The following is a 26,016-nucleotide window of genomic DNA, read 5'->3' as shown; positions in this document are numbered from 1 at the left end:
TCCTACATTCATCGTACCATATCCTATAAGAAAAAGAAGCATCTTGTGCTTCTAATGTTCTTTATGAAAATAAATAGAGCTGCTGCTTAAGATTAACAGGAATAAAAATCCTGTCTGAACCCAATAAACAGTATAATCTAAAATTCCATGAATTAATACTGTCAGAATACATGCGACAATCAAAGAGAATAAACGCATATCGATTCTTCTTTGAAATAAACGCCATACCTGTTTCAGATTGCTTCCTAAATATACCGCAAATATCGCAACACCAATCACTCCATGACTTAAGAACGGATCAAGATATACACTATGTGCATGCTGGGTTGGATGTCCATGATATAATGGATAGATATGATAATATGTTAACGGTCCTTCTCCTAACAACGGATGTGCCTGTATCCCTTTCCAAGCTGTTTGCCATATATTTGCACGTTTTAGAAAATCAGTAAAAATACTGGTACGCTGCAAGATATCTGGTTTGAGTAATAATGCGATGCCACCTGCGCCAAGGGTTCCCATGGTTGTGCCAAAATATCCCATGCGCTTATTGATCAAAAACATAAATGGAATGGTAACCACAAATGGTACCCACGCTGTTCGACATCCTGTCAGATATAACGCAAACAGATTACAAACGATTGTCACGATATAGAATACAATACGACGCATGGTTTTTACCTGCATCATCTTATAAACACAAATCAATACCAGAAATTCAATCATCATGGCATAATAATTGGCATTAAAGAAAGTCGAATTGATACGATCTTTTGGATTATCTTCCACACGAAGTTCTAAAAAGCTGTAATCCAGACGATGAATAATTCTAAAATATTCCATCAATGCCCAGGCAAAACAGAATAAGGATATGATACAACAAGCATCCAGCAATAATTCAAATAAACGCTTGTTGATGATTGTACGATAATAGAAAATAAACAACAGCAACAATAAAATACCAATTGCACAAACACCGCCTAAATAGTTGCCATTCACAAATGCAACAAGCGATGTCAGTAAACAAAAGCCTATGGCCCATTTACTGCGGGGTACTTCATTGATGATATTTTTCCACCGTTTTTTTACCAGCAGATATACTAGTGTACATGCAATGGCAATCAAACAACAATAGAATGGAAGAAAAATGGAACACACAACAAACATGATGATGTATTCATCTAACGTAAAACCATCCAGTTTTCGATGTAAAAAGGCTTTTAGTCTTTCCATAACCATCCTCCGATCCTTTATTGCTCTCCCATTATACCATTATGTAAAAAAAATAACAATTTCTACAGCGCAGTCTTACAAAATTGATATAAAGGCTGTAGAAACCGTCATTTTTAGGAGTGAATTAATATCTCTTTTTAATATCCAGGGTTTCCAGAAATTCATACAAGGGAACACTTTCATCTTTTAAAGCATCCAATATGCCATATGGATCTTCGATTTTCACATGATTGACTCTCAACATCTGTATCAGATTACAAATATCTTTACGATCATGTCTGCCATTAAGGGTTGCCCCGCCAAAACCACTTGGCATAATGATTCCATTATCAATAGGATCAATATATAAAGGCAGCTTTTCATTTCCAATATAGAGTGTTAAACGATACGTATACCAAGAATATCCCAGCATACCACTCGTATGACACATCGCATCAAATACTCCTTTTTGTATATTCTGAAACGGTATTACACGTAAGAACGGTTCTATGGTATCATTGCACAATATGTAGCCAATAACTTTCCATTTCTTCATCAAAGGATAGGATGGAAGGATTTTCATACTGTGTTCATCAATATCAGATATCTGACTTTCTGCGACAAACATAGGCAACCATAAGATGACCAAAAAGATTGTAAAAAACAATATACACAGGGAAACATTAAAATGAAAGCCATATTCTTCAAGTCCAAGCAATGCTCTTGATATCAATAATCCAAATACAATGCCAAACGCTGAAATCGCTAAAATCATCATAATGATCCGTTTACGATTCCATACAATTATTTTTTGAAATCTACGTTTTTCCATTGTATCACCTGTCCTTTTTAATAACGAATTTTTATATCAAGACTTTCCAGATAATCATATATCACAATCTCTGTGTTTTCTAACGCTTCTATCATATGATAGGGATCTTCGATTTTTACCTGATTGACCTCAAAGAATTTCATAATATTACAGATATCTTCTCTGCTCTTTAAACCATCAAAGATGAAGCCCCCTCTGCCACCGGGAATAAAGATACCATTATCCATGGGGTTGATCACAACCACAATATCACGATTATCTAAATGAAGCGTCAATACATAAGTATAGTTGTGAAATCCCCATCCTGCATAGCGACGATCCACACTAAATTCTCCATAATAGATATCAGATAAAGGGATCGTTTCCACAAACGCTGAAATATCATCTCTGCACAGGATATGCATGATCAGTTTCCATTTCATAGCGATGGGATAAGGAGGGATGACTTTGATTCGGTTTTCATCAATATCATAAATCTGTCCAACAGGCATCCATAAGGGCGTACACAAAAATATCACCATCACCACAAACAACACAATCATGAATGCCATATTCCAATGAGAATATTCTTTTGTTGTAATGGATATCGCCTGGGCACAGCTGACACCAAGCAATGCTCCACAAAAGATTTCAATCAACAGTTGTGATATGATTTTTTTCCTGTTTATATTTAATTTTTTAAACAATCGCTTGTTTTCTGACATCCAATCATTCCTCTTTCGTTTTTATCAGCTTCTAATAGCGAATCTTGATATGCAGACTTTCCAAATAATCATACATCACAATATCTGGATTTTTTAATGCGTCAATCATATAGTAAGGATCATCAATTTTTATCTGATGTATCTCAAAGAATTTCATAATATTACAAATATCTTCTCTGCTTTTATATCCACTAAATACAAAGCCGCCTCTGCCCGCAGGCAACAATACTCCATTGTCCATTGGATTGATGGCAAGTTTCACCTCGTGATCTTTTTGGTAAAGTGTTAAAAGATACGTATATCGGGAATAGGCCCATGAACCTGCATGGCGGTCTACACTGAATTTTCCACCTGTAAATGATGATAACGGCATCGTTTCTATAAATGGAGAGATATCATTTTTACATAAAACATATAGGATAATTTTCCATCTTGTGATGATATGATATTGCGGAATAACCTTGATATTATCATCATTGATATCATATACCTGCCCTTGCGGCATCCATAAAGGTGTCCACAAAAACACGAGCATACATACAAAGATAACGATCAATAATGGCATATTTACATCTGCTTCACACACAATGGAAACAGAAGTAATCGCCTGATGACATACAGAGCCAAGAATTACTCCCAGAAAAACTTCTGTGATTAATTGGAAAAGAATCTGTTTTCTACCTACATTTAACTTTTTAAACATCATTCTGTCTTCTGACATAGCCATCATCCTTTCTAACCATATCATACCCCAATTCTGAATGAATGTATGGATATTTGCAAATGTGGTTTAATTTTCAACATCATCGGTATTCAAAAAGGACACCGCTGTAGTAAAGATTCCATGTTGATCATCCACTTCACATAAAAGTTCTCCATGATATTTCTTCGCAATGCCTTCGATATTCTGCATACCAAAACCATGAGCGAAACGATCAGGCTTGCTACTTCCCTGTACAACTTCTTTTTCTATCGTACTATTTTTCATCTTCCAGATAATTTTATCATTTAAAATGCGCATACGAAGTAAAATAAAACGTTGTTCACATTTGATACAGCTCTCATATGCATTATCCAGTAAGTTACAAAGCACGGCACAGATATCCACAGCATCCATAAAATCATAATGAATGTCTTCACTTTCTATATTACACTGAATATTTGCTTCTTTAAATTTTGGATGATATAACTGTAACACTTTATCAATCAGCACATCCCCTGTTTTTTGATACTGCAGCAGCTCTTCACTTTTTTCATAAATCTCTTTACGATAGTGTTCAACCTTTTCATTCTCACTACCCATCTGATCTAGCATATCCAAATGCTTTTTTAAATCATGCATATTCTTCATGATAAACTCATTTTCTTTTTGTATGGCTTCATATCGTTCTTTATTTCCCACCATGGTATGTGCTTTTTCCATAGCCAGTATTTCTTTTTCCTTACTGACTTCCATACAAAAACAGATACGATAAAAGGAAGATACCAGCATGAACAACAACTGGGTTGCCATCAGAATGATATCCTGATCAATATATTGATGATGTGTAAAATACACAAGAATGAACAAATAGCTGATAACCGCAAATATGACAGGATATATATACATCTGATCATATCGTTTTTGGCGATGACTGCAGATTGCTAGTTGACATAAAAAAGCACTTCCCAATATAAATAAATCATCATGAAATGCATAAGAATACAAGATTTCATGTGATCCCATATACACTCCAACCAGCTGATATGCAAAGACAGCAACAAGATAAGATCCCAGTAACCATCCTGTTGTTTTTATAAAATCTTCTTCTTTTCGATAAATCAAGGATGCCACAATGATCATCACAAAACATAAGATATGATATGTCAATGCGTTTAATAAAATACTTGATAAGAAACAAACGACATAGATAATCAAAAACTTTTGAATCCTGGTATATAAGGAACGATATCCACTTGTCATAATTTCATGAAACTGGTATACCTGTACTAGAATTAACGCAATTTCCATACCTAATACAAGATAGTTCATAAACTTTTCTCCTGATAGGCAAACCATTTTCTATTAATTTCTTCCACTCTTCTTCTCGCAAGCGGTAGTGTCTGTCCATTCTCCAACTGAATAATTTCTTTTTGTATCATTTTTATATGTTTTAAATGCACCAAAATCCCCTTATAACACTCACAAAACATAGAAGCATCCAGCTGTTCCACCCATGTCCCAAAAGATTCTTTACTGATAAATGCTTCACTTCTTGTGTGGATACAGACCTTTCTGCCATAAGATTCAATATAATAGATATCTGAGCGGCGGATTCTTTGTGAAGTCGCGCCATCTCTTGCGATGATATAAGAACCATGATCATACAACGATAATACTTCATCCAGCTCACTAAATAACAATGACTTTGCGACTGGCTTCAACAAGTATCGTGCGGCCTGTATCTTGTAGCCTTCCATACTATATTTTAGATAGGAGGTTATTACCACAATGATCATATCTGGTTCATGTATTCTTAATTTCTTTGCGATATCGATTCCATTTTCATTTCCTACTTCGATATCCAGAAATAATACATCATATTTTGTTTTCGATTTTAACAGAGATGTCCCATCATGAAAGACATCAAATCGATTGATTTCCATTTCTCTACAGTCAAAATATTCTTCGACCATGCATTTTGCATCCTGTGCACAAATTGCGTCATCATCTAAAATACAGATGTTTAACATGTTTGATCCCCTCGCTTTTCTGTTTTTTCATTATACCATGTCATAGATACGTTTTGTATCTGTTTTTGTATAGATGGTTATTGATTCCATAAAAAAACAAACCATATGCCCTTTTGGGCATATGGCCTAGTTAAACTTATTCAATTCTGTTGTTTTATCAGATACCTGAATTTCCAATGCTTCCTGTTCTTTCTTCAGGTTATCTAATTCATCTTTTGCGTCACTGATTGCTTTATCAAGTGATTTTACTTTTTCCGCGTATTTTGTATTTTCTGTTTCAAATTCAGTAGAGATGCTAGAAGCAGCCTGTTGTTTTTCCTGCATATCTTTCTGTGCAGCATCTAACGCTGCTTTATTTTCTTCAGTTGAATTTGCATCATAATTTGCTTGTGCATCTGTATAAGCCTTTTCTGCTGCTGCCTGATTGTTTTTCGCAGCCTGTGCTTCCTGACTTAATGTACTTACCTGATTCAGATAATTTGATTTATTTGTATTCGCTTCATCCAATGCTTTCTGTGCTGCCGCAACTTCATTTTTCTTAGAAGCCAGCTGATCTTCTAATGCTTTTAACTCACCACTGACCTTTGCCTTTTCCGCACTGTTATCGGTGATATTCGCATCAGATTTACCATCATCATTTGTTTTGTCATCATCAGTTTTTGGAGTATCTGTAGTAGGCTTGTTGGTTTCTGTAACTTTTGGATCATCTTTTTTCTTACCACTATCACCAGACAAGAATTTGCCAAGTGCATATTTCACACCAAAACCACCAGCTACTAATAACAACACAACGACAACACCAATGATAACATACGTGATTATCTTATTCATTTTCTGATCTGCTTCAGGGTTTTTATCTTTTTTTGATTTAGATTTCTTTCGTCTTGGAAGATCATCATCTTCCTCCTCTTCTTCATCCTCATCATAATCGTCATGAAGATCACTAAAAACCTGTGTATGTGAAGAATCATCCATTTCTTCTTCCTCTTCCTCATAATCAGGTTCTTCATATTCCTCTTCTTCTACTTCTTCACTTTGGAAAGTAGCTTTTGGTTTACTATCCATAATAACCAAAGTCTTATCATAAGCACTATCGCCATCAAAACCGACTCTTGTCTTGGTTAAATCATCATCGGCCTGAATATCAGGAATTCCACTTGTCTTTGGCAATGGCTGCGTATCATCTGCTTTTAAAGTTGAAAAAGCAAATGTATCTTCTGTTTTCCTTGTACTTTCAGCTTCTGCTTTTTGTTTTTTCAACTCATTGATTTTCTTTTTCAATTCGTTATCCTGACTGTACGCGTTGATCATGTCTGACAAATCATCCTGATTTGCATTGTTTCTTTCGTCTTCTTCATTCCACATAATGAATACCTCCACATCAATATATTCAAACAGCATTTGCTGTAGTCCTAATAATGGAAAGAGTGTTCATAGAAATGAACACTCATATCGAATTATCTGCATCTCAAAGGAGGAGAGAGAAAATTCGTATGTAAGTTCACATACATTACTTTCATTGGCTAGATGAAAATATGCAATCTTACACATAGATTATACCATGGAATTTTCTAATCCGTCATTTTATTTCTTAAAATTTACTTACATTTAGATTAGATTATTTCCTAATATTAGGAAATCCATCCTTTAAGGGAACTTTTACGTACATTAATCATGGTCATATTATAAATATATGGCAATGTAGACAAAAGGACATCTGCGATTAAGCAGATGTCCTGTTTACTTAAATCCTAAGCGCTGATATTGTTCATTTGGTGCGTGATTCTCTTTCATTGCTTTAATCATTAATTGTTCCATATAACTTATAATACTGGTATCCTTTATTTCCCTTGTCTGACCATAATCTTCTACAATATCAAATAAATGATCTGTATTTACATATGTTGGATCTTTTACTATCGCATTATGATAAGATGGCACTCGATACAAAGGATATGGAACATCAGGTAAGAAATGCCCGCATTCTATTTCCTGGGGAATATCTTTACCCAGCCAATTTCTTATAGTTGTAAGGCTTGTTGTATACTCGTACAATTGATTTTGATCACGTCCGCCTCGCATATAAGTATAACGTCCATCAAATACATTTACTGATAAACCAAATGTACCATATAATGCATATTCATGTATTTTTTCCTTTTTTTCCATAATTGTACGGATAGAATGCCCTGTAACAGAAGAAGGAATCTCTACATTTTGATAATCTAATATCGTTGGCATTAAATCAATATTTTGTGTAATCTGTGTTATACATTTACCAGCATACTCATGATGTGGAAAATGTATAAGTAATGGAATATTTGCTAATTCATTAAATGCTGGCATATAATTTTTACCAATATACTCTCGTTCTCCTAAACAATAACCATGATCTGTTGTCAGAATAATCATCGTGTCTTCATACATATCTGCATCTTTTAATTTTTGAATAAATTTACCAAAGTGATGATCTGTCATTGTGATTAAAGCTTTATAACGTTTACGTAAATGTTCCATAGCTTCATCTGTTTCGTCATCGATTTTATGGTATACTGGTAAATCAAAATATGGTCCATCATAATCATCCTCATACATATCCAGATATTTTTGTGGAACATCAAATGGTTCATGTGGATCAAAAGTTTCTACCATCAAAAAGAAATCTCTGGCGCCTTTATTTTCATCAACCCATTTCATTGCGGAATCAAAGCATTTTACACTAGAATATTCTTCTTCTGATGTAAATCTCGTTTTATTACATTGATATTGTCGTTTTACATCTCCATAATAATTTTCTGGCATCCATGGATCATCAATGAGTGATACCCAAGGATCACTTTCTTGACCTCTGAAAAACTCATATGTATTAAACTGCTGACAATAATTTTCTCCTCCGATACGGAAATAATGTGCATGATCAGTAATCATATGAGAGCGGATATTTCCTTTTTGAAACAATACTTTTGGTAACGTGGTATCAAATATTTCTATTGGCCCCCAGCTACGTTCCAAAAAGTTTAATCTTCCAGTAAATATATCCCGGCGTGCAGGCATGCAAGGCATACTGCCAACAAAATGATTATCAAATCTACAGCTGTCATTCGCAAAAGCTGAAATATTTTCATTTTTACAATCAGTTTTACTATTGTAACAGGTTAGTAAATCCCGGCGAAGGGTATCCATCAATACAACAATCGTACGCATTGATTATTCCCCCTATTCATCATCATCTTGATTCATGATTTTATATGTATTGACATATAGTAAAGCTTCTCTAGCTTCTTGAATCAATTCGTTTATTTCTTTTTCATTGTAAACTTCTTCATGGCCTAAGGCAATCGTTAACACTAATGGTAAATTCATACCGCATATTAGATGCGTTTTCTTATCCATATATGGTACGAATTTCTGTGTGACACTGCCTCCCAGCATATCGGTAAAGATAAATACTTCTTCATCATGAATATCCTCCATGATTTTTTGAATCTGATCATCGATATTTTGTTCATCCACATAAGCATTTAATACTGAAACATTTGGATAAGCCGACAGAAAATTCAATGTATCTGCCATTCCTTCTGCTAATCGATGATGCGATGCGATTATAATCTTTCTCATACTACTGCTCCTTATGCTAAAATGCCAAATGCCGCACAAATCATAGATAAAACAACAATCATCAAAATCAGAATCGTCACAGATATTTTTCCACTTTTGATTAACTTATAAGCTATGATTGTCGCAAGTACTGGTAACATAAATGGAAATATCTGATCAAGAATACTTTGAATTTCCGTAACAGATTCACCAGAAGTATATTTTAATGGTGTTGATATTTTGACAACGCTTGGAATCAAAGCACCAGCTACAACCAACCCTAAGATAGACATAGATTCTGTTAATAGATTTAGTTTATCTCCTAATGTAGAGATCAGTTTTGTACCAGAACGATACCCTAAGTGGAATAATTTTACACGTACAAACATAAAGATGATATTCAATAACAGCCAAATCAGAATACCTGTCATATTACCTTCTAAAGCCATATATCCTGCAATAGACCCCATGATTGTAGGATATAACACCCAGATTAAGGAATCACCAATACCTGCCATTGGTCCCATCAATCCAATTTTGAAACTTTGTACCGCTTCTTTTGCATCAATACCACCTTCATCTTCAATACCTAAAACAGCGCCTAAAACCATACTTGCCATCCAAGGATGCGTATTGAAATAATTAAAATGATTATTTAAAGATGCTACATATTCATCATCATTATCATAAATTTTACGTAGTGCAGGACCAAGAGAATAGACAATTGAGCCAGCCTGCTGATATTGGTACGTATATGTATTTACAGCCATTCCCATCCAGCGAATTGCTGCTTTATTAATATCTTTCTTTGTTAAAACAGGTGTCTTATTCATCTTCTAGTCCTCCCATGTTTATATTAGAATTGTTTGATTGAGAATTTTTAAAGCCATAGAATACCAGACATACCATAACACCAGCAATGGCTACTCCAAGCATACTTACATTTAAATAAGCGGTTAAAAAGAAACCTAGCATAATTGCCGCAAAGTATTTTCCTGTTGGCATAAAATTTAGTAATAGTGCAACACCCACAACTGGAAGCATTTTTGAAGCTATCGTTAAGCCACCAGTAAACCAGGCTGGCATTGCTTTTAATACTGTATTGACTACATCTCCACCAACCAATAATGCCAAAGCTACAGGAACTGCTGCTGTTAAAAACATCAGACAAGGTCCACACAATAACGTGTGATACATTGTGGAAAACCGTTTTTTATTTGCTAAATCTTGTGCCCTTCTTACGATTACAGATTGCGCAATTTTTGCAATCACATCAAACTGTACCATTAACATTGCCACAGGAATACCGATGGCTAGACCAGCTTCTACGCCACCTCCTGTAGTTGCGGCTACAGCCACAGCAATTACAACACCCACACCATATTCAGGAACACTACTGCCACCAATAGATGCCACACCTAATGACATCAACTGTAAAGTGCCTCCTATAAATAATGCTGTTGGCATATCCCCAACGATTATACCAGCGAATAATCCTGTAATCGCAGGCCATCTAAGCCCAAATGTCATACCATATTTATCTACCGGAACAAGCCCTGCTAATATAATCAGTGCAATGTTCTGTATCAATGAAAGTCCCATAATGTTTTCTCCTTTTTCTTTCTTATTTTAGAATTGTTTTAAAATCAATTTCTGAATCTGCTACAAGGTATTTCGCATAAATACGTACACCTTTTTCCATTAAAGCAAGATATGTCTGTTTTTCTTGCTCATCAATTGTCACAAAGCGATTAACCTGAATCAGATTTTCTCCACTACGTTGTGCAGTTGCTCCTACATTCACTTCATGAATAGGCACATTTGCTTCTTCAATTAAACGCTTGATTGTTTCAATATGCTTTACAATCAGGAAAATATTTTGTCCCTCATATTTGTTTGCTTTGAAATTTGCCAAAGCTTTGTCCAAAGGAATAATGGAAATCGCCATACCAGCTGGACGAGCAAGCTTCATTGTAGATTTCTGCATTTCATCATTTGCCACCGTGTCATCAATGACCATCACTCTTTGTGCCTTTGTTTTTGGTCCCCATTGTGTTGCAGTTACCCCATGTAATAAACGATTGTCGATTCTAGTTAAAACGATTTTCATAAGTCCTCCTTGCTGTTCACTTTATGTGAACGAAAATAATAACGCGTTGATTATTTACATTCCCATGATAGCACTTACACAAATACCGTGTCAATAACTTTCGGTTATATTTGGTCATTTGGTTATTTTGTGTTTTATTAAACAACCATTTTCAACCATTTTCATCTAGCATTTCCAAGATTTGTATGTTATGATGTATATAGAAAAAAGGGTGATAATCATGAACTTTGAAGAACGTAAAGATAAAATCTTGCAAGCATTAAAGAAGAAAGGAAAACTTTCTTTTCAGGAAATTGAGGCGTTAGTTGATGTTGCGCCAACCACTATTCGCCGAGATTTAACCACACTTGAGCAAAACGGAGATTTGATCCGTTTTCATGGTGGTGTCAAATTAGATAAAGGTGTTGCAGAATATTCTATGCATAAAAAAAGCACCATGCATATTAATGAAAAGAAACTAATTGGTAAAACAGCCGCAGAGCTTATACAGCCAAATGAATTTATATTCATATCCAGTGGCTCAACAACTTTTCAAATGATTGAATATATCACAGACACAAGTATTAGTGTCATTACAAACGGTATCCCACATGCAGAAGCATTGAATAAAAAAAATATTCGCACATTTTTATTATGTGGATTTCTAAAAGAGCATACACGTTCCGTGGCTGGAAGTGAAACGGTGAAGTTAATAAACTCCTACCACTTTGATCGTGCTTTCATTGGTGCAAATGGAATTGCCTCTAACCTAGATTTGTTATCCGCAGACAATTTCGAACATGAAATAAAAGAAGCCGCAATACATAATTCTAAGCATGCCTATATCCTGGTAGATGCTTCAAAATTTGATACAACCGCTATGTATGCACTTCATTTACGTGACTATCCAAACGCTAATATCATCACCGAATTATACAATGAAGAAAATGCACAGGTGATTATTGCGAAATAAATGTCGAAAAAAGTCAAAAATCCATGATATTTATGTAAGCCATTTCATAATCCCATGATATAATACTAGTACAGGTAAAAATGTACAGCAATATAGCGTTTAAGAAAAGAGGATTTTGTATGGAAAAAAACATAAGTGTGGAACTTGGATGCGAGCACATCCGCGTCGCTTGTGTTGGCATAAATGGCAAGATATATCAGATACTTAGCAGACCGACACAGATACATGAAGGAAAAGAAGGATTAGCAAAACAGATCATCTCCATGATTCATGCATTAGATGATGCATCAGAATGTAAACACATTGGCATTGGCGTACCAGGACCAGTAGACACAAAGAAAGGAATCATTCGTTTATGTAATCATTTCCCTGAATTAGAGAATTATGCAATTGTCGAACGTATCCAACAGGAGATACCTCTACCATGCACTCTGGTAAATGATGTCAATGCCGCTGCTTTGGGAGAAGCATATTTCGGTGCTGGCAAGAATCATGAATCCATCTATTATATATCACTTTCCACAGGAATTGGTGGGGCTTATATTTATCATCATCGTATCATTTCCGGAAACAATGGATATGCTGGTGAAATCGGCAATATGATTGTGGATCAGAATCGTGATAAAATCAATAAACTGAATGTTGGCGCGATTGAAAATGAAGCAAGTGGACATGCGATTACACGGGAAGGGCAATATGTTTTTGGAGAAGATATGATACATAATGCTGGTGATGTATTTGAACAGGTAAGAAAAAAAGACCCTGTGGCCATCCAGCTATGTGAAGATGTCAGTAAGGATCTTGCGGTTATGTTATCTACGATTGCTTTGGTATTAGACCCACAGGTGTTTATCTTTGGAGGGGGCTGTATGAAAAGTGATGATGTATTTTTTCCTTTGATGGAAGAACATTTCCGTTCTTTGATTTATGATGATATGCAGGATATTCAATTAGTAAAAGAGGAACTGGAAGACCCTGAATTATTAGGGCTTGCCATGTGTGCGAGTGATAATGAAAAGAAGGCATAAGTTGCCTTCTTATTTTTTATGCATGTTTTACACGATCGTGTTCTTCTGCACGTTTTGCGTCATTAAAACGATCAACTGTGCCTACCAGATAACCTGTGATTCTTCTGATTTTTTCAAATCCTTCCGGCTGTAAGTGATATCCTAAACCAACTTCTTCACCATCAAATTCTAAATCGATAGAATCAATTTCCTTACGTGGATTGTTTTTACGTACATAGGCAATATAAGCCTTTGCGATCTGTTCACTGATTTCTTCATTTGAATGAATCGTGATACCTTCTACTACCTTTTCAAATTTCATAACATTCACCTTCCATATATTCATTATAGAAATTAGATGATTGCTTTGCAACTACAATGCCCTATTCCCCATTTCCTACAATCTTCATTCGATTAAATGGGAAGAATACATAAACATCTTTGCCAACGATATTCTCACCTTTAAATGGTCCCACCATACGAGAATCTGTCGAATTTACACGATTATCTCCCATGAGGAAATATTCATCTTCACCAAGAATTACTTCATCAAAATCCGCTGTAAAATTATCTCCGCGTCCACGAATCTTATTTGCATAATCGCTATCCAAGTATGGCTCATCAATTGGTTTTCCATTGACATAAACCACATCATCTTTCGCATATATACGATCTCCTGGTAATCCAATCACTCGTTTTACCCAGTCCTCTTTCACCTTATCGTTATATACAACCACAACATCATATCGATCAACACCAAACATTTTACGAGATATTATATTCATAATTCCGATATCATCATCTTCCAGGGTAGGATACATACTACGCCCATCCACACGAACTGGTCTAATCAAGTAGGTTGTAATCAAAAATATAGCGATAAAACAAATCACAAAGGTTTTTATCAAATCGAATAATTCATATTTCCACCCGCTTTTTGGGGATTCCTCGGGTTGCTTATCATCTGGTTGTGTATCCGTATGATACTGTAATTCTGTATAGCTGTCGTCTTCCATAAAGCCACTCCTTTTACCAATGGCTTTATTATATCACTGAACATTACAAATAGAAACAAAAGAAACCGTAAGAAATTCTGTTTTTTTAAAGATTTTTTCATATGATATATAAAAATCCTGTCCTGTGAAATTAAACGTGTTCTTTTCTATGATTCTAATTCACTATTTCCAACATTTTCATCTCATTAATATTCCTATCGGATGCATGTTTTTCCCCTGTATGTTCATTATCATCATGTAACATATTGAAAATCAGTATATAATCATGGAATCTTTGTAATCTTTATATTTCCTTCAAACTATCATGACGAATTTATGATATACTTAAATTAAGCAGAATCTATAAAATCTGAAGGGAGAATCTTATGTATCAAGATGAGTTGTTTCAAAATTATAAAAACATCTTAAATGCTATTACAAATCCCATCATTATCCTTGATTTAGAGAAAAGAATCAAGTTTGTGAATACAAGTGCACTGAATATCATGCCAAAGGATGCCGGAAATGTGATTGGTAAGAAGTGTTCTTGTATGAATACTCCATATTGTAATACAAAGGACTGTTGTGTGGAACGTTTTTTAAGGGGAGAAGCCGGCATGGTCCAAAAAGGACCTGGAAAAATCGCAAATCGTGTTTCTCTTTCAGAATTAAAAAATGATAAAGGAGAACGCATTGGCTATATTTCTGTATCGACTGATGTTCATGAGCTGATGGAAACACAGCGAGAATTAATGATCAATGAAGAGCGTTATCAAATTGCCTTAAAACAATCGCAGAGTATCTTATGGCAATATGATCCTTATGCCAAAACCATTACACGTATTGATTCAGGTAATCAACATACCTCAAAAATTCTTCATAATATTCATCGTGTAGAAAATTTTCCTGATGTTCTATGGGAAAAAGGAATGATGGATAAAGATTCCTTAGAAGAAGCGAAAAAGACATGTGAAGATATTTTAAATGGAAAAAAAGAATGTGAATGTGTTTTACATCTATTTGATGAGCATCATGATTCACACTGGTTTCATATTTTTAGTACGTCGATTTTTGATAAAGATGGCACTGTATTAGAAGCGATTGGTATTAGTAAGGATATTACTGATTTGAAACAGCTGGAATTAGAGTATCATAACGAAAAAGAATATCGTGCTATCATTTCTTCAGATTTTGTCAGTGTATTTGAAGTCGATTTGACCGCAGATAAAATGTTGAATGTCAATAAACGCTGGATGGAAGAAATGAATTTAAAAGAAGATGCGACCTATGATGATTTGACACAACGCATTGTAGAATATATGCATCCGGATTATAGTTATATTAAAGCGATGAAAACCAGAGAAAATATGCTGGAATGTTTTTCACATAATCAAAAAGAACTTGTTTGTGAATATCGTAAATTAGTCAATGGAGAATATCGATGGATTCATAGTGTGACCCGTATGTATCAACATAAATCCAGTGGACATGTCATCGCATGTACAGCAATGAAAGATATTGAAGATGAAAAACGAAAAGAAGCCCAATGGCGATATAAAGCCGAACGTGATTTATTGACTGGTGTATATAATCACTCCACCATTGTTTCTATGATCAATGCAAAATTAAAAGCTGCACCTGATGTAAAACATGCGTTTATTATCATGGACCTGGATAATTTCAAGGATATCAATGATTTATATGGACATATGTATGGCGATCTTGTGTTAAAGAATGTATCTGCGCAATTATGTGAATGCTTCAAAGAGCACAGTATTATCGGGCGTATTGGTGGAGATGAATTTGTGGTCTTTTTATCTGATCTGCATGATCAGATTTCAGTGATATCACAATGTGAAAAATTCTGTGATGATTTATCCTCCTCTACATATACCTATTTAAAAAATGCCCATATTTCTGTATCTATCGGACTGGCATTCTATGATAAGAATCAATTATGTTTTGATGATCTATATCACAAAGCGGATATCGCCATGTATTATGGTAAATATAATGGAAAGAACCAGTGTAGTGTTTATCAAAACGGCATGTTTGACTATACGCAAAGCAATCCTGTAGATCTTTCTCCCGATGTGAGTGGACCTTTAGAAGGCAACATACGTGAATTTATATTCCGTACGCTATTCACCTCATCCTCTACTGATTTTACACATAAATTAGATGAAGTCTTACGCCTGACTGGCCACTTTTTCCAGTTACATCATGCGGTGATTTTATCTTATGATAATCAAATGGAAGAGATATCTGTTTTAAATGAATGGAAAGATTCCAGTATGGGACATGAGAAAATGAAATATCATGTTTACTTGATGAAAGAATGTTTATCAACCTATCCTGATATTAGCGAACATGCGGTATTTATCTATGAAAATAAAAATAATACACCGTTTGAAAAAGCAATATTGGCTTCCGTACATGCGAAAGCCATAACCGCGATGTCCATGGCTTTGGATGAAGTAAATTCTGTCATGGTTATCTTTTGCGATAATCTTCGTGCACGAAGTTTTACACGCCAACAGCGTAATGATCTTCAGACCATCATGGAAATCATTGAGATATTCTTACAGAATCAAGCGCAGAAAACCCGACAGAATGAACAGTTGAATATGATGATGTATTTATTAAATCATATCGGTAGTGCGATCTATATCATTGATCCCGCTACGTATCATCTTATCTATTTTAATGAAGATACCAAACGGTTGTTTCCATATGCGGAATATGGTTCTATCTGTCATAAATGTTTTCGTGGTAGTGAACATCCATGCGAGGACTGCCCAGTTAAATTATTAGAACATCGTGATCAAAACGATCGCAAGGTTGTAGATATTTATAATAGTGTTGTACATCAATGGGTACGCACCACTGCTTCTTATATCGACTGGCCAGATGGTCATCTTTATATCCTGTTATCTTGTACAGATATTACTGATTATATGCAATAAAGAGGAAGATCACATGCTTCCTCTTTCTTTATGTTATTCCATTTTAAAATCTTTTCTTTCTATTAAAATAGTATGGAACTTGGTTTTATAATTTTTAGTCTGTGTTATGCTTGTGAGTATATCATCTACTGGTTGATAAGAATCCGCTAATGAATGGTAGGTATAAGGATATTGGAACCAGCTGTCCTGATAAATGATATTTGTGGCAAATTCCATCATTTGATCATCAGATATATCATGGATAGAATACACATATCCACGATGATACTTTCCTTTCGCAAAGTTAATATCAAACGACTGGGATGATTCTTTTCTTCCATATGTTGTATCGCCTTGATCATACAAGAATGCGACCTCTTTATCCAGCATTACACCATTTTCTCTACTGGTATTCCATACAGGAATAATACTGCAGTTTCCATTAAAATCTACTTTATCAAAGTTGATCCACATCAGATGATATAAATATCCATCCTGATCAACCCCCACATATTCTTCTGTTTGTTTTGGAAAATCTTGATTTTGATTTTCTTCATAAACACGGAATGCTTTTACTTCTGATAATGCTTCTACTGCATCATCGCTTAAATCTTTACTAACCTGTTTTGACAAGCCTTTTTGAACCAGTGCATCCCGTTTTTCACCTGTACTTATTTTCCACACCTCATAATCACTTGTTAGATTTCTATGTACAAGATAGCTAAAAGTCATAATGATGGCGATTATCAAGACGATATAGGTTGCAGCTGCTGGTATAACAGGCACAAAGCAGCATGTAAATTCTTTATTATTCACATGTTCTTTCACAATGGAATGTATGCGATAGATCTGTACAAGAATGATAACCAATAAGATGATTCCAAAGTATATCAGCAAAGTTGGTACTACTATTGTAAAATACATAAGTCCAATATACGCAAGATATTCCTTATAGATACTTTTACATTGTATGATGCTTTTCCCACCATATGCCAGATTTAAATCTTGCATACCTTTTCCATATTGATATAATAATACCAGCATACAGATTGGCTTCACTACACTGATAGAGGATAAACCTATCCATGGTGTTGCTCTTATGATTTCCACAAAGGTAAAAATCACAAGTATACAGGAAGTCATAACAAATGATTTTCGCAGGGCTTCATTTTCTTTACGCAGAATATAACAGCCATACCACATCAACAGCGCAGATATTCCAGTTGTAAAATCTGCCAGATAAGAAATTTCTAAATGGATAAAACTGAATAGAAATCCTACAAACATGATATTTGAAACAGTGGAAAACCGATAGCTTTTCGCTTTCATTTCATCACCCTCTATCTCTACTTTCAGTATATCATAAAAGCATAAGAAAAAGGCAGAATATCAATCATATCCTGCCTGATTTTTTTATCCTCCGTATACTTTAATACGGTTGATTGCTTTCGCAAGTGCAACTTCTGCACGTTTGATATTGGTACGGTTATCACGTTTCGCAAGGCGTGCTTCTGCACGTTCTTTCGCACGTTTTGCTCGTTCAATATCGATTTCTTCCCGACCTTCAATTGCGTCTGTTAATATGCGCATTTCATTATCTTTGAACTGCATCATACCACCAGCCATCGCATAATCATGATAGTCGCCTTTTTCTTTTAAGGAGCACTTACATGTTTCTAACATGGCAACCAAAGGAATATGGTTAGGAAGAATGGTGATATCACCTTCCACGGTACGTAAATGAACAGCTTCCACTTCGCCTTCTTTATATAGACCAAGAGGAGTGATGATTTTCACTTTGATCATAGATTAACCTTCATTCAAAGTTTTAGCTTTTTCCACAGCCTGTTCGATGGTTGAAACGAACATAAATGCTGCTTCTGGAAGATCATCATATTTACCTTCCAACAGTTCCTTGAAGCTTCTGACTGTATCTTCACGGGATACATAGCATCCTGGAATACCTGAGAATACTTCCGCAACGTGGAAAGGCTGAGATAAGAAGTTACGTACACGACGTGCACGGTTTACAATAATCTTATCTTCTTCACTTAATTCATCCATACCTAAGATGGCGATGATATCCTGTAATTCTTTATAACGCTGTAGAATTTGTTGTACACCACGAGCTACTTCATAGTGTTCTTCTCCTACAACAAGTGGATCAAGAATACGAGAGCTTGATTCTAGAGGATCAACGGCTGGATAGATACCTAATGCCGCAATATCACGATCCAATACAGTTTTCGCATCCAGATGCGTAAATGCAGTCGCTGGCGCAGGGTCTGTCAAGTCATCGGCAGGCACATAGATTGCCTGTACAGATGTGATAGATCCATTCTTTGTGGAAGTGATACGTTCCTGTAACTGTCCCATTTCTGTCGCAAGGGTTGGCTGATAACCAACGGCACTTGGCATACGTCCAAGCAGGGCACTAACTTCAGAACCTGCCTGTGTGAAACGGAAGATGTTATCGATAAACAGCAATACATCCTGATGATCATGATCACGGAAGTATTCTGCCATGGTAAGTCCTGTTAAACCTACACGCATTCTGGCACCTGGAGATTCATTCATCTGTCCATATACCAATACGGTTTTATCAAGGACACCACTATCCTTCATTTCATGATACATGTCATTACCTTCACGTGTACGTTCTCCTACACCAGTAACAACAGACATACCACCATGTTCTTTTGCGATATTGTGGATAAGCTCCTGAATCAATACGGTTTTACCTACACCGGCACCACCAAACAGACCGATTTTACCACCTTTTGAATATGGACACAACAAGTCGATAACCTTAATACCGGTTTCCAGCATTTCTGCGCTGGTCTGTTGTTCATCAAAAGTAGGTGCTTTACGATGAATTGGCCATTTTTCATTTGTGGCTGTTTCACCTAATCCATCAATTTCACGTCCTAATACATTGTACATTCTACCCAGTACTTCTTTCCCTACAGGGACACTGATTGGTGCGCCTGTATCAATGGCATCCATACCACGTACCAAGCCATCGGTACTGCCCATGGCGATACAACGTACACGGTCATCTCCAATATCCTGGCTGACCTCAACGATTAAAGACTCTTTATCTTTCATAGGAATCTCGATTGCAGTCAATAAGTCTGGCAGTTCTCCATTTTCAAAGACAATGTCAACGACCGGACCAATGACCTGAACGATTTTTCCGATATTTTTACTCATTCGCTACACTCCTTCCAGGGCATTGACAGCACCAACAATTTCGGTAATTTCCTGGGTGATGCTTGCCTGTCTTGCCTGATTGAATTCCAATTCCAGGGTTTCTTTGATTTCATCCGCATTATCTGTCGCACTTTCCATCGCCATACGACGGCTTGCCTGCTCACTGGTTTTTGTTTCTAAGAAATAACTGTACAATAATGATCTGACATACATTGGTACTAACGTATCCAAAATCTTATCTCCAGCTGGTTCAAATTCAGTTAAGGCATTTCCTGAATGTTCACGATCATCTTTTTCCACAGGCAGCAAGGTTACTAGCTGTGGCTCAAAGGATACAGAATTAATAAATTTTGTGTACAGAATACGGATTTCAGATATTTCTTTTTTGCGATATAAATCAAGTGCCATATCCGCAATTTCCACCAGTTCACTGTAACATTCATCTTCCAGATCTAGTTCTTCACGAATCACATGATATCCTTTATTGTGAATCCATCCGGCTCCACGAAGCCCGATCATTACGATATCATCATCTTTACTGACAGTATTTTGAAGCATACGATAAATATTTGCATTATATCCACCACATAATCCCATATCACTGGTAAATACGATGGTAAATGCTTTCTTCGCATCATTTTTCTGTAAGTATGGATGCATGCTGTTTTCAATAGAAGATAAGATTTCCTGCACTGTTTCTTTTAGATAATAAGCATATTCTCTGTTTTCTTCCATGAACTGTTTCTGTTTTTTCAGTTTACTGCTGGCAACCAACTGCATGGCTTTGGTAATTTTTCTTGTAGAGTCTACAGAACGGATACGAGCCTTGATCTCTAATTTACCTGCTGCCATAGACTATCCTTCAATTAAATTCTTGAATTCTGTCGCAAACGCTGTCAACGCCTCTTTGATAGATGCTTCCAGTTCACTGTCTAAAGCCTGCTTTTCATTGATTGCGGCAATGATATCTGCATGCTCTCTTTCCATGTATTTCAACATTTCTTTTTCGTAAACTTTCACATCTTCTACTTTGACAGGTTTCAGGAATTTATGTTTTGCGGCAAATAAAGATAATACCTGATGAGCGACTGGCATTGGATCATACTGATTCTGGATCAGCAGTGTTGTTAAACGTTCTCCATGCGCCAATGTTTCGGTTGTTGTCGCATCCAGATCACTACCGAATTTCGCAAATGCCTGCATTTCACGATACTGTGCAAGCTCCAGTTTTAAGCTTCCACTAACCTGTTTCATTGCTTTGATCTGTGCGGCACTACCAACACGGGATACGGATAAACCACTGTCTACCGCTGGTCTTACACCACTGTTGAACAGCTCTGTCTGTAAGAAGATCTGTCCATCGGTGATAGAAATAACGTTGGTAGGAATATATGCTGCGATATCTCCGGCCTGTGTTTCGATGATAGGAAGTGCAGTTAAACTTCCTGCGCCTAATTCATCATTTAATTTTGCGGCACGCTCTAATAAACGAGAATGCAGATAGAATACATCACCTGGATATGCTTCACGTCCAGGTGGACGTTTCAACAATAAGGACATGGTACGATAAGCAACCGCATGTTTACTCAAGTCATCATATACGATCAATACATCGTCCCCATTTTCCATCCATTCTTCACCAATCGCACAACCTGCATATGGTGCAATATATTGTAATGGAGCTGGTTCACTGGCAGTAGAAGATACAATGGTTGTATATTCCATAGCGCCATGACTTCTTAATTTTTCTACGATTTGCGCAACGGTACTTGCCTTTTGTCCAATTGCGACATAAATACATTTTACGTTTTGACCCTTCTGATTGATAATGGTATCGATGGCGATTGCCGTCTTACCTGTCTGACGATCCCCAATGATCAACTCACGCTGACCTTTACCAATAGGAATCATAGAGTCAATGACTTTTAATCCGGTCTGGATTGGCTGGTGTACACTTTTTCTTGTCATAACACCTGGAGCTACACGCTCTACTGGGCGGAATTTATCTGATACGATAGGTGCACCACCATCAATTGCCTGTCCCAATGCGTTGACAACACGACCTAGCATGCCATCCCCAACTGGTACTTCGACAATTTTACCAGTACGTTTTACTTCGTCACCTTCTTTAATGGAAGCATCATCTCCCATCAATACGGCACCGACATGTTCTTCTTCAAGGTTTAATACCATTCCATAGACATCACCTGGAAATAACAGCAGCTCTCCAGCCATTGCATTTGCCAAGCCATGAACAAGGGCAATACCATCACCGATCGTGATAACGGTTCCTGTTTCACCAGTTTCCAGTTCATCATCATAGCGTCGGATCTGTTCTTTGATCAGTTTGCTTATTTCTTCTGGTCTTAAGCTCACCACATTCACCTCACTTGTTTGCTTCAGATGCAACGACTTTCTTCAAACGTTCCAGTTTGTTTTTCGCTGTATTGTCGATGATCTGATCATTGATTTTGATACGGATACCTGCCATCAAGTCTTCATCTACTCGTAAGACAAGCTCCACTTTTTGATTTAGTTTATTCATTAATGCTACTTTCAGTTTCGCAATCTGTTCATCATTCAATGCAGTTGCGCTATTCACATAAACTACTTGAATGTGGTTTTCCACATTGTAGCATTTCACAAATTCTTTTGTGATATCCGGCAGAATACGGAAACGGTTTTTATCTACTAAAATCTTTAAAAAATTTAACAGCATGTGTTCGATACTGTCTTTATAGATTGTTTCCAGCAGCTGCTTCTTTTCTTCCTTGTGAATTTTTGGATGGTTCATCACACTTACAAATTTTGTATCCGATGCCATCGTACTTTTCACAAGCAATAATTGTTCTTTATAAATATCCAGCTTGTTTTCTTCCTTTGCGATTTCAAACAACGCATCACAATAGCTTTTTGCTGCTATGCCTGCCATGTATCATCACCTGCATGTTCAATAAAGTCATCCACATAACGCTGCTGATCTTTTTCATCCAATTCCTTCTTGATGATTTTTTCCGCAGCTTCAAATGCAACATCCGTAATCGTCTGTTTCATTTCTTTCTGTGCCTGAACTTTTTCGCGTTCAATATCCGCTAATGCTTTCTGCTTGAGGTTTTCCGCTTCCTCGCGTGCTTTCGCTAACACTTCTTTACGCTCTTCATTGGCATTCTTTGCTGCCCCTTCTAAAATTGCGTGTGCTTCACCTCTCGCACTTGCAAGCTGAGTTTCATATTGAACTTTATATTCTTCTCCATCTTTACGTGCCTGTTCACCTGCGGCTATATCGTCCGCAATTGCTTTATGACGTGCATCAAAATAATCCAGAATGACATCCCAGAAAAAATGCTTTGCCACCAAACAGATGATCAGTGTAGAAATACAAACAAGAATTACATCCACCAGGTCTAATCGCAGGTAATTTGTTATATCAATATTCATGTTCCAAAACTACCTCCTTGTATCAATAATTCTTATCCTTTCATGAAGATCAAAATCAATGCGATTACTAATGCGTAAATACCAGTTGTTTCGGCCATGGCGATACCAAGAACCATGATACTACGGATTTTACCAGCTGCATCTGGATTTCTGCTGACACCTTCAGCACCCTTACTAGCCGCAATACCCTGTCCAATACCAGGACCTAAACCAGCGATCATTGCGATACCAGCACCTAATAAAGCCATACCTTGTACAAAATATTCGTTCATTTTTCATTTCCTCCTAGATTGTTATGTACGTAATTGTTAATCTTCACTTGGATATGCATCCGACAAGAAGAAGCTTGCCAGTGTGAAGAAGATATAGGTCTGAATAAGACCTGAAAAGATATCGAAATATGCATGCAGGAATGGTGTTAACGCATATCCTAACACACCTGCAGGCATCATACCTCTCATTAAGGAATAAACCATTCCTACAATGATGGTACCTGCCAGCATATTTCCAAACAGACGCAGAGATAATGAAACAGGAAGTGCCAAATCACCTAATACATTTAATGGCAGAAACAGGAAGAATGGATCGCACAGACCCTGAATTTTTCCTTTGATTCCCTGTTGTCTGATCTCTGTGTAGCGTACGAGCAAAAACATCATGACCGCAAGTGTCGCATTCACACTTAAATTGCTCGTTGGTGGCTGTAGCCCAATCAATCCTAAAAGGTTGCTTGGAGCCATCATAAATATCAGTGTACCAAAGAAAGGCAAAAACGTTCTTGTCCTCTCTTTCAGGTTATCACCGATAATACTGATTCCAAGATTGGCAACACTTTCGCATACCAATAGGAATCCTTTTGGCGCCTGCCTTGGATCTGCTTTCTTTATCTTTTTGCCCGCTAAGATAAAGAACACACACAGAATGACACAAAGCAATAGCCAGTTCACAATGGATTGGTGGATAAATAAGTGGAATCCTCCAATCGTGATATCGATAGCCACTAACCTACCTCCTTTCTATGCAGAATCGCATAAATAACGATAGACGCTTTATGACACAGCATCCCTACCAAAAGTGCCAAAGGATGGACACCTTTATATATACTTAACGCAAAAACAAGGGTATAAAGTGCGTAACGTTTCACATAAGCACCCTGACCTCTGCCCTTTGCATTTGTATATAGTTCAATATTGGAGCACATACGTTCAATCATGCCAAAACCCAGCAGACCACACATTGCGCCAATGATGATACCTAAGGTAATGCTTTGAAAGCTTCCTTGAAATACCAGTAAAGATAAGCCACTGATCACAAGCATCAAAGCCAACGTAATTTTGCGAATTTCATTTCCCTGTGCTTTATCAATCATCTTTACTCACCGCCTTCCACAATAAATAGAAATTGGCTCCAATGGCATACGCAAGCAATACCAGTAAAAAAACCGGTGCGCTATGAAGCTTTTCATCCAGCCAGACTCCCGCTAAGACGCAAAGAATACAGCTGATTAACAATGTCATGGTAAAGCGTATCGCTTTTTGGACATCTTTCATTATTTTGTTCCGAAAATTCGATCTCCGGCATCACCCAAACCTGGAATGATATACCCATGTTCATTCAGTTTTTCATCTAATGATGCCAAATAAATATCAACTTCAGGATGTGCTTTCTCTACTGCTTTTACACCTTCTGGTGCACCAACCAGACAAACTAGGCGGATATTTTTAGCGCCTTGTTTCTTTACCATGTCGATGGCAGCAATTGCACTTCCTCCTGTTGCTAACATTGGATCAACAATCATGACAATTGCATCCTTCACAGCCTTTGGATACTTTTCAAAGTACGTATGAGGTTCTAATGTTTCTTCATCACGATACAACCCAATATGTGCAATTTTTACCGTAGGAATCAGATTACAGATACCATTTACCATACCTAAACCTGCACGCAGGATTGGTACCAAAACGATTTCCTTTTCCATTTCATACGTCTTACACGTAGCAACCGGTGTTTCAATTTCCACTTCTTTCAGTGGAATGTCACGAGTGATTTCATATGCCATTAATCCGGCAATTTCATCCAAATTCTGGCGGAAATCCTTCGTACCACAGTTCTTATTACGCATTTGTGTCAACTTGTGCGTAATAAGCGGATGTTTTAAAACTTTTAACATAGCCCATTTCTCCTTATTTGCGATACGGCAAATATTTTACCATATCCTAACCGATTGTGTAACCAACATTTTCATATATCTGTATAAAATGTTTACACTGTAAATATT

At 36.5% G+C, this 26,016-nt stretch carries 29 protein-coding genes; 3 read left to right on the top strand and 26 right to left on the bottom strand.

Annotation, left to right across the window (positions count from 1 at the left end):
* Window positions 1-51 precede the first annotated feature (51 nt).
* The 12 genes from DW761_RS16220 to DW761_RS16165 all read right to left on the bottom strand — a co-directional run bounded on the left by DW761_RS16220 (window position 52) and on the right by DW761_RS16165 (window position 11,188).
* On the bottom strand, window positions 52-1,233 hold the full coding sequence (locus tag DW761_RS16220) for an O-antigen ligase family protein (protein WP_117453964.1): 1,182 nt from the start codon (window positions 1,231-1,233) through the stop codon (window positions 52-54).
* A gap of 124 nt (window positions 1,234-1,357) precedes the next feature.
* Window positions 1,358-2,044: a hypothetical protein gene (locus DW761_RS16215; RefSeq protein WP_117518766.1), complete on the bottom strand. Its 687-nt coding sequence runs from the start codon at window positions 2,042-2,044 to the stop codon at window positions 1,358-1,360.
* Window positions 2,045-2,061: 17 nt separating this feature from the next.
* On the bottom strand, window positions 2,062-2,748 hold the full coding sequence (locus DW761_RS16210) for a hypothetical protein (RefSeq protein ID WP_117518765.1): 687 nt from the start codon (window positions 2,746-2,748) through the stop codon (window positions 2,062-2,064).
* Between the two features lie 31 nt (window positions 2,749-2,779).
* Window positions 2,780-3,469: a hypothetical protein gene (locus DW761_RS16205; protein ID WP_117518764.1), complete on the bottom strand. Its 690-nt coding sequence runs from the start codon at window positions 3,467-3,469 to the stop codon at window positions 2,780-2,782.
* Window positions 3,470-3,538: 69 nt separating this feature from the next.
* Complete coding sequence (locus DW761_RS16200) at window positions 3,539-4,780, bottom strand: GHKL domain-containing protein (protein ID WP_158553835.1); 1,242 nt, start codon at window positions 4,778-4,780, stop codon at window positions 3,539-3,541.
* A complete protein-coding gene (locus DW761_RS16195; protein WP_117518762.1) occupies window positions 4,777-5,481 on the bottom strand; it encodes a LytR/AlgR family response regulator transcription factor in 705 nt (234 codons plus the stop codon). Before DW761_RS16195 ends, DW761_RS16200 begins: the two co-directional genes overlap by 4 nt.
* A gap of 126 nt (window positions 5,482-5,607) precedes the next feature.
* Window positions 5,608-6,846, bottom strand: a complete 1,239-nt coding sequence (locus DW761_RS16190) for a hypothetical protein (protein ID WP_117518761.1) — start codon at window positions 6,844-6,846, stop codon at window positions 5,608-5,610.
* A gap of 375 nt (window positions 6,847-7,221) precedes the next feature.
* Window positions 7,222-8,685 (bottom strand): sulfatase, encoded by a 1,464-nt coding sequence (locus DW761_RS16185; RefSeq protein ID WP_117518760.1) that lies wholly within the window; start codon window positions 8,683-8,685, stop codon window positions 7,222-7,224.
* A 12-nt stretch (window positions 8,686-8,697) separates the two neighbouring features.
* Window positions 8,698-9,099 carry a PTS sugar transporter subunit IIA gene (locus tag DW761_RS16180; RefSeq protein ID WP_117518759.1) on the bottom strand — a complete coding sequence of 134 codons (402 nt, stop codon included), beginning with the start codon at window positions 9,097-9,099 and terminating at the stop codon, window positions 8,698-8,700.
* Window positions 9,100-9,110: 11 nt separating this feature from the next.
* Window positions 9,111-9,911 (bottom strand): PTS system mannose/fructose/sorbose family transporter subunit IID, encoded by an 801-nt coding sequence (locus DW761_RS16175; protein ID WP_117518758.1) that lies wholly within the window; start codon window positions 9,909-9,911, stop codon window positions 9,111-9,113.
* A complete protein-coding gene (locus DW761_RS16170) occupies window positions 9,904-10,680 on the bottom strand; it encodes a PTS mannose/fructose/sorbose/N-acetylgalactosamine transporter subunit IIC (RefSeq protein WP_117518757.1) in 777 nt (258 codons plus the stop codon). The genes DW761_RS16175 and DW761_RS16170 overlap by 8 nt, the downstream gene beginning before the upstream one ends.
* A 22-nt stretch (window positions 10,681-10,702) precedes the next feature.
* Complete coding sequence (locus DW761_RS16165; protein WP_117518756.1) at window positions 10,703-11,188, bottom strand: PTS system mannose/fructose/N-acetylgalactosamine-transporter subunit IIB; 486 nt, start codon at window positions 11,186-11,188, stop codon at window positions 10,703-10,705.
* 220 nt (window positions 11,189-11,408) lie between these two features.
* Here DW761_RS16165 and DW761_RS16160 point away from each other — a divergent pair, with 220 nt between their 5' ends.
* Window positions 11,409-12,140, top strand: coding sequence for a DeoR/GlpR family DNA-binding transcription regulator (locus DW761_RS16160; RefSeq protein WP_158553834.1), 732 nt, complete (start codon window positions 11,409-11,411; stop codon window positions 12,138-12,140).
* A 119-nt stretch (window positions 12,141-12,259) separates the two neighbouring features.
* The gene (locus DW761_RS16155; RefSeq protein ID WP_158552245.1) at window positions 12,260-13,168 is read left to right on the top strand and encodes an ROK family protein; all 909 of its coding nucleotides are present in this window, start codon (window positions 12,260-12,262) and stop codon (window positions 13,166-13,168) included.
* 16 nt (window positions 13,169-13,184) lie between these two features.
* Here the strand turns inward: DW761_RS16155 and nrdD are convergent, their stop codons facing one another.
* Window positions 13,185-13,469 (bottom strand): anaerobic ribonucleoside-triphosphate reductase, encoded by a 285-nt coding sequence (nrdD, locus tag DW761_RS16150; protein WP_117453981.1) that lies wholly within the window; start codon window positions 13,467-13,469, stop codon window positions 13,185-13,187.
* Window positions 13,470-13,530: 61 nt separating this feature from the next.
* Window positions 13,531-14,163: a signal peptidase I gene (gene lepB, locus DW761_RS16145; RefSeq protein ID WP_117518754.1), complete on the bottom strand. Its 633-nt coding sequence runs from the start codon at window positions 14,161-14,163 to the stop codon at window positions 13,531-13,533.
* A 365-nt stretch (window positions 14,164-14,528) separates the two neighbouring features.
* Here lepB and DW761_RS16140 point away from each other — a divergent pair, with 365 nt between their 5' ends.
* A complete protein-coding gene (locus DW761_RS16140; protein WP_117518753.1) occupies window positions 14,529-17,108 on the top strand; it encodes a diguanylate cyclase in 2,580 nt (859 codons plus the stop codon).
* Between the two features lie 33 nt (window positions 17,109-17,141).
* On the opposite strand, the gene DW761_RS16135 is transcribed toward DW761_RS16140, so the two are convergent.
* From DW761_RS16135 to upp, 12 genes are all read right to left on the bottom strand, one after another.
* Window positions 17,142-18,416: a hypothetical protein gene (locus tag DW761_RS16135; protein ID WP_117518752.1), complete on the bottom strand. Its 1,275-nt coding sequence runs from the start codon at window positions 18,414-18,416 to the stop codon at window positions 17,142-17,144.
* A gap of 84 nt (window positions 18,417-18,500) precedes the next feature.
* Window positions 18,501-18,893, bottom strand: coding sequence for an ATP synthase F1 subunit epsilon (atpC, locus tag DW761_RS16130; RefSeq protein ID WP_117453985.1), 393 nt, complete (start codon window positions 18,891-18,893; stop codon window positions 18,501-18,503).
* 3 nt (window positions 18,894-18,896) lie between these two features.
* Window positions 18,897-20,300, bottom strand: coding sequence for a F0F1 ATP synthase subunit beta (atpD, locus tag DW761_RS16125; protein WP_117453986.1), 1,404 nt, complete (start codon window positions 20,298-20,300; stop codon window positions 18,897-18,899).
* 3 nt (window positions 20,301-20,303) lie between these two features.
* Entirely contained in the window at window positions 20,304-21,152 is an 849-nt protein-coding gene (gene atpG / locus DW761_RS16120) for an ATP synthase F1 subunit gamma (RefSeq protein WP_117453987.1), read from the bottom strand.
* 3 nt (window positions 21,153-21,155) lie between these two features.
* Entirely contained in the window at window positions 21,156-22,676 is a 1,521-nt protein-coding gene (atpA, locus tag DW761_RS16115) for a F0F1 ATP synthase subunit alpha (protein ID WP_117453988.1), read from the bottom strand.
* A 10-nt stretch (window positions 22,677-22,686) separates the two neighbouring features.
* The gene (gene atpH, locus DW761_RS16110) at window positions 22,687-23,232 is read right to left on the bottom strand and encodes an ATP synthase F1 subunit delta (RefSeq protein ID WP_117453989.1); all 546 of its coding nucleotides are present in this window, start codon (window positions 23,230-23,232) and stop codon (window positions 22,687-22,689) included.
* Window positions 23,220-23,738, bottom strand: a complete 519-nt coding sequence (atpF, locus tag DW761_RS16105; protein ID WP_117453990.1) for a F0F1 ATP synthase subunit B — start codon at window positions 23,736-23,738, stop codon at window positions 23,220-23,222. Before atpF ends, atpH begins: the two co-directional genes overlap by 13 nt.
* A gap of 32 nt (window positions 23,739-23,770) precedes the next feature.
* Window positions 23,771-24,010 (bottom strand): ATP synthase F0 subunit C, encoded by a 240-nt coding sequence (gene atpE, locus DW761_RS16100; RefSeq protein WP_117453991.1) that lies wholly within the window; start codon window positions 24,008-24,010, stop codon window positions 23,771-23,773.
* A 36-nt stretch (window positions 24,011-24,046) separates the two neighbouring features.
* Complete coding sequence (locus tag DW761_RS16095) at window positions 24,047-24,739, bottom strand: FoF1 ATP synthase subunit A (RefSeq protein WP_117453992.1); 693 nt, start codon at window positions 24,737-24,739, stop codon at window positions 24,047-24,049.
* The gene (locus DW761_RS16090; RefSeq protein ID WP_117453993.1) at window positions 24,739-25,107 is read right to left on the bottom strand and encodes a hypothetical protein; all 369 of its coding nucleotides are present in this window, start codon (window positions 25,105-25,107) and stop codon (window positions 24,739-24,741) included. Before DW761_RS16090 ends, DW761_RS16095 begins: the two co-directional genes overlap by 1 nt.
* Window positions 25,100-25,288, bottom strand: coding sequence for an AtpZ/AtpI family protein (locus DW761_RS16085; protein WP_117453994.1), 189 nt, complete (start codon window positions 25,286-25,288; stop codon window positions 25,100-25,102). Before DW761_RS16085 ends, DW761_RS16090 begins: the two co-directional genes overlap by 8 nt.
* The gene (gene upp, locus DW761_RS16080; RefSeq protein ID WP_117453995.1) at window positions 25,288-25,908 is read right to left on the bottom strand and encodes a uracil phosphoribosyltransferase; all 621 of its coding nucleotides are present in this window, start codon (window positions 25,906-25,908) and stop codon (window positions 25,288-25,290) included. The genes DW761_RS16085 and upp overlap by 1 nt, the downstream gene beginning before the upstream one ends.
* Window positions 25,909-26,016: the final 108 nt, after the last annotated feature.

The sequence above is a fragment of the Absiella sp. AM29-15 genome, assembly GCF_003434225.1.
Classification (GTDB): Bacteria; Bacillota_I; Bacilli_A; order Erysipelotrichales; family Erysipelotrichaceae; genus Hoskinsella; species Hoskinsella hominis.
The sequence above is the reverse complement of the archived record's forward strand: the minus strand, read 5'-3'. Positions and strand labels throughout refer to the sequence as shown.

What these genes read in the sequence shown, in the direction of transcription:
- DW761_RS16220 (WP_117453964.1), bottom strand. Translation starts at nt 1,233, where the DNA reads ATGGAAAGACTAAAAGCCTTTTTACATCGAAAACTGGATGGTTTTACG.
- DW761_RS16215 (WP_117518766.1), bottom strand. Translation starts at nt 2,044, where the DNA reads ATGGAAAAACGTAGATTTCAAAAAATAATTGTATGGAATCGTAAACGG.
- DW761_RS16210 (WP_117518765.1), bottom strand. Translation starts at nt 2,748, where the DNA reads ATGTCAGAAAACAAGCGATTGTTTAAAAAATTAAATATAAACAGGAAA.
- DW761_RS16205 (WP_117518764.1), bottom strand. Translation starts at nt 3,469, where the DNA reads ATGTCAGAAGACAGAATGATGTTTAAAAAGTTAAATGTAGGTAGAAAA.
- DW761_RS16200 (WP_158553835.1), bottom strand. Translation starts at nt 4,780, where the DNA reads ATGAACTATCTTGTATTAGGTATGGAAATTGCGTTAATTCTAGTACAG.
- DW761_RS16195 (WP_117518762.1), bottom strand. Translation starts at nt 5,481, where the DNA reads ATGTTAAACATCTGTATTTTAGATGATGACGCAATTTGTGCACAGGAT.
- DW761_RS16190 (WP_117518761.1), bottom strand. Translation starts at nt 6,846, where the DNA reads ATGTGGAATGAAGAAGACGAAAGAAACAATGCAAATCAGGATGATTTG.
- DW761_RS16185 (WP_117518760.1), bottom strand. Translation starts at nt 8,685, where the DNA reads ATGCGTACGATTGTTGTATTGATGGATACCCTTCGCCGGGATTTACTA.
- DW761_RS16180 (WP_117518759.1), bottom strand. Translation starts at nt 9,099, where the DNA reads ATGAGAAAGATTATAATCGCATCGCATCATCGATTAGCAGAAGGAATG.
- DW761_RS16175 (WP_117518758.1), bottom strand. Translation starts at nt 9,911, where the DNA reads ATGAATAAGACACCTGTTTTAACAAAGAAAGATATTAATAAAGCAGCA.
- DW761_RS16170 (WP_117518757.1), bottom strand. Translation starts at nt 10,680, where the DNA reads ATGGGACTTTCATTGATACAGAACATTGCACTGATTATATTAGCAGGG.
- DW761_RS16165 (WP_117518756.1), bottom strand. Translation starts at nt 11,188, where the DNA reads ATGAAAATCGTTTTAACTAGAATCGACAATCGTTTATTACATGGGGTA.
- DW761_RS16160 (WP_158553834.1), top strand. Translation starts at nt 11,409, where the DNA reads ATGAACTTTGAAGAACGTAAAGATAAAATCTTGCAAGCATTAAAGAAG.
- DW761_RS16155 (WP_158552245.1), top strand. Translation starts at nt 12,260, where the DNA reads ATGGAAAAAAACATAAGTGTGGAACTTGGATGCGAGCACATCCGCGTC.
- nrdD (WP_117453981.1), bottom strand. Translation starts at nt 13,469, where the DNA reads ATGAAATTTGAAAAGGTAGTAGAAGGTATCACGATTCATTCAAATGAA.
- lepB (WP_117518754.1), bottom strand. Translation starts at nt 14,163, where the DNA reads ATGGAAGACGACAGCTATACAGAATTACAGTATCATACGGATACACAA.
- DW761_RS16140 (WP_117518753.1), top strand. Translation starts at nt 14,529, where the DNA reads ATGTATCAAGATGAGTTGTTTCAAAATTATAAAAACATCTTAAATGCT.
- DW761_RS16135 (WP_117518752.1), bottom strand. Translation starts at nt 18,416, where the DNA reads ATGAAAGCGAAAAGCTATCGGTTTTCCACTGTTTCAAATATCATGTTT.
- atpC (WP_117453985.1), bottom strand. Translation starts at nt 18,893, where the DNA reads ATGATCAAAGTGAAAATCATCACTCCTCTTGGTCTATATAAAGAAGGC.
- atpD (WP_117453986.1), bottom strand. Translation starts at nt 20,300, where the DNA reads ATGAGTAAAAATATCGGAAAAATCGTTCAGGTCATTGGTCCGGTCGTT.
- atpG (WP_117453987.1), bottom strand. Translation starts at nt 21,152, where the DNA reads ATGGCAGCAGGTAAATTAGAGATCAAGGCTCGTATCCGTTCTGTAGAC.
- atpH (WP_117453989.1), bottom strand. Translation starts at nt 23,232, where the DNA reads ATGGCAGGCATAGCAGCAAAAAGCTATTGTGATGCGTTGTTTGAAATC.
- atpF (WP_117453990.1), bottom strand. Translation starts at nt 23,738, where the DNA reads ATGAATATTGATATAACAAATTACCTGCGATTAGACCTGGTGGATGTA.
- atpE (WP_117453991.1), bottom strand. Translation starts at nt 24,010, where the DNA reads ATGAACGAATATTTTGTACAAGGTATGGCTTTATTAGGTGCTGGTATC.
- DW761_RS16090 (WP_117453993.1), bottom strand. Translation starts at nt 25,107, where the DNA reads ATGATTGATAAAGCACAGGGAAATGAAATTCGCAAAATTACGTTGGCT.
- DW761_RS16085 (WP_117453994.1), bottom strand. Translation starts at nt 25,288, where the DNA reads ATGAAAGATGTCCAAAAAGCGATACGCTTTACCATGACATTGTTAATC.
- upp (WP_117453995.1), bottom strand. Translation starts at nt 25,908, where the DNA reads ATGTTAAAAGTTTTAAAACATCCGCTTATTACGCACAAGTTGACACAA.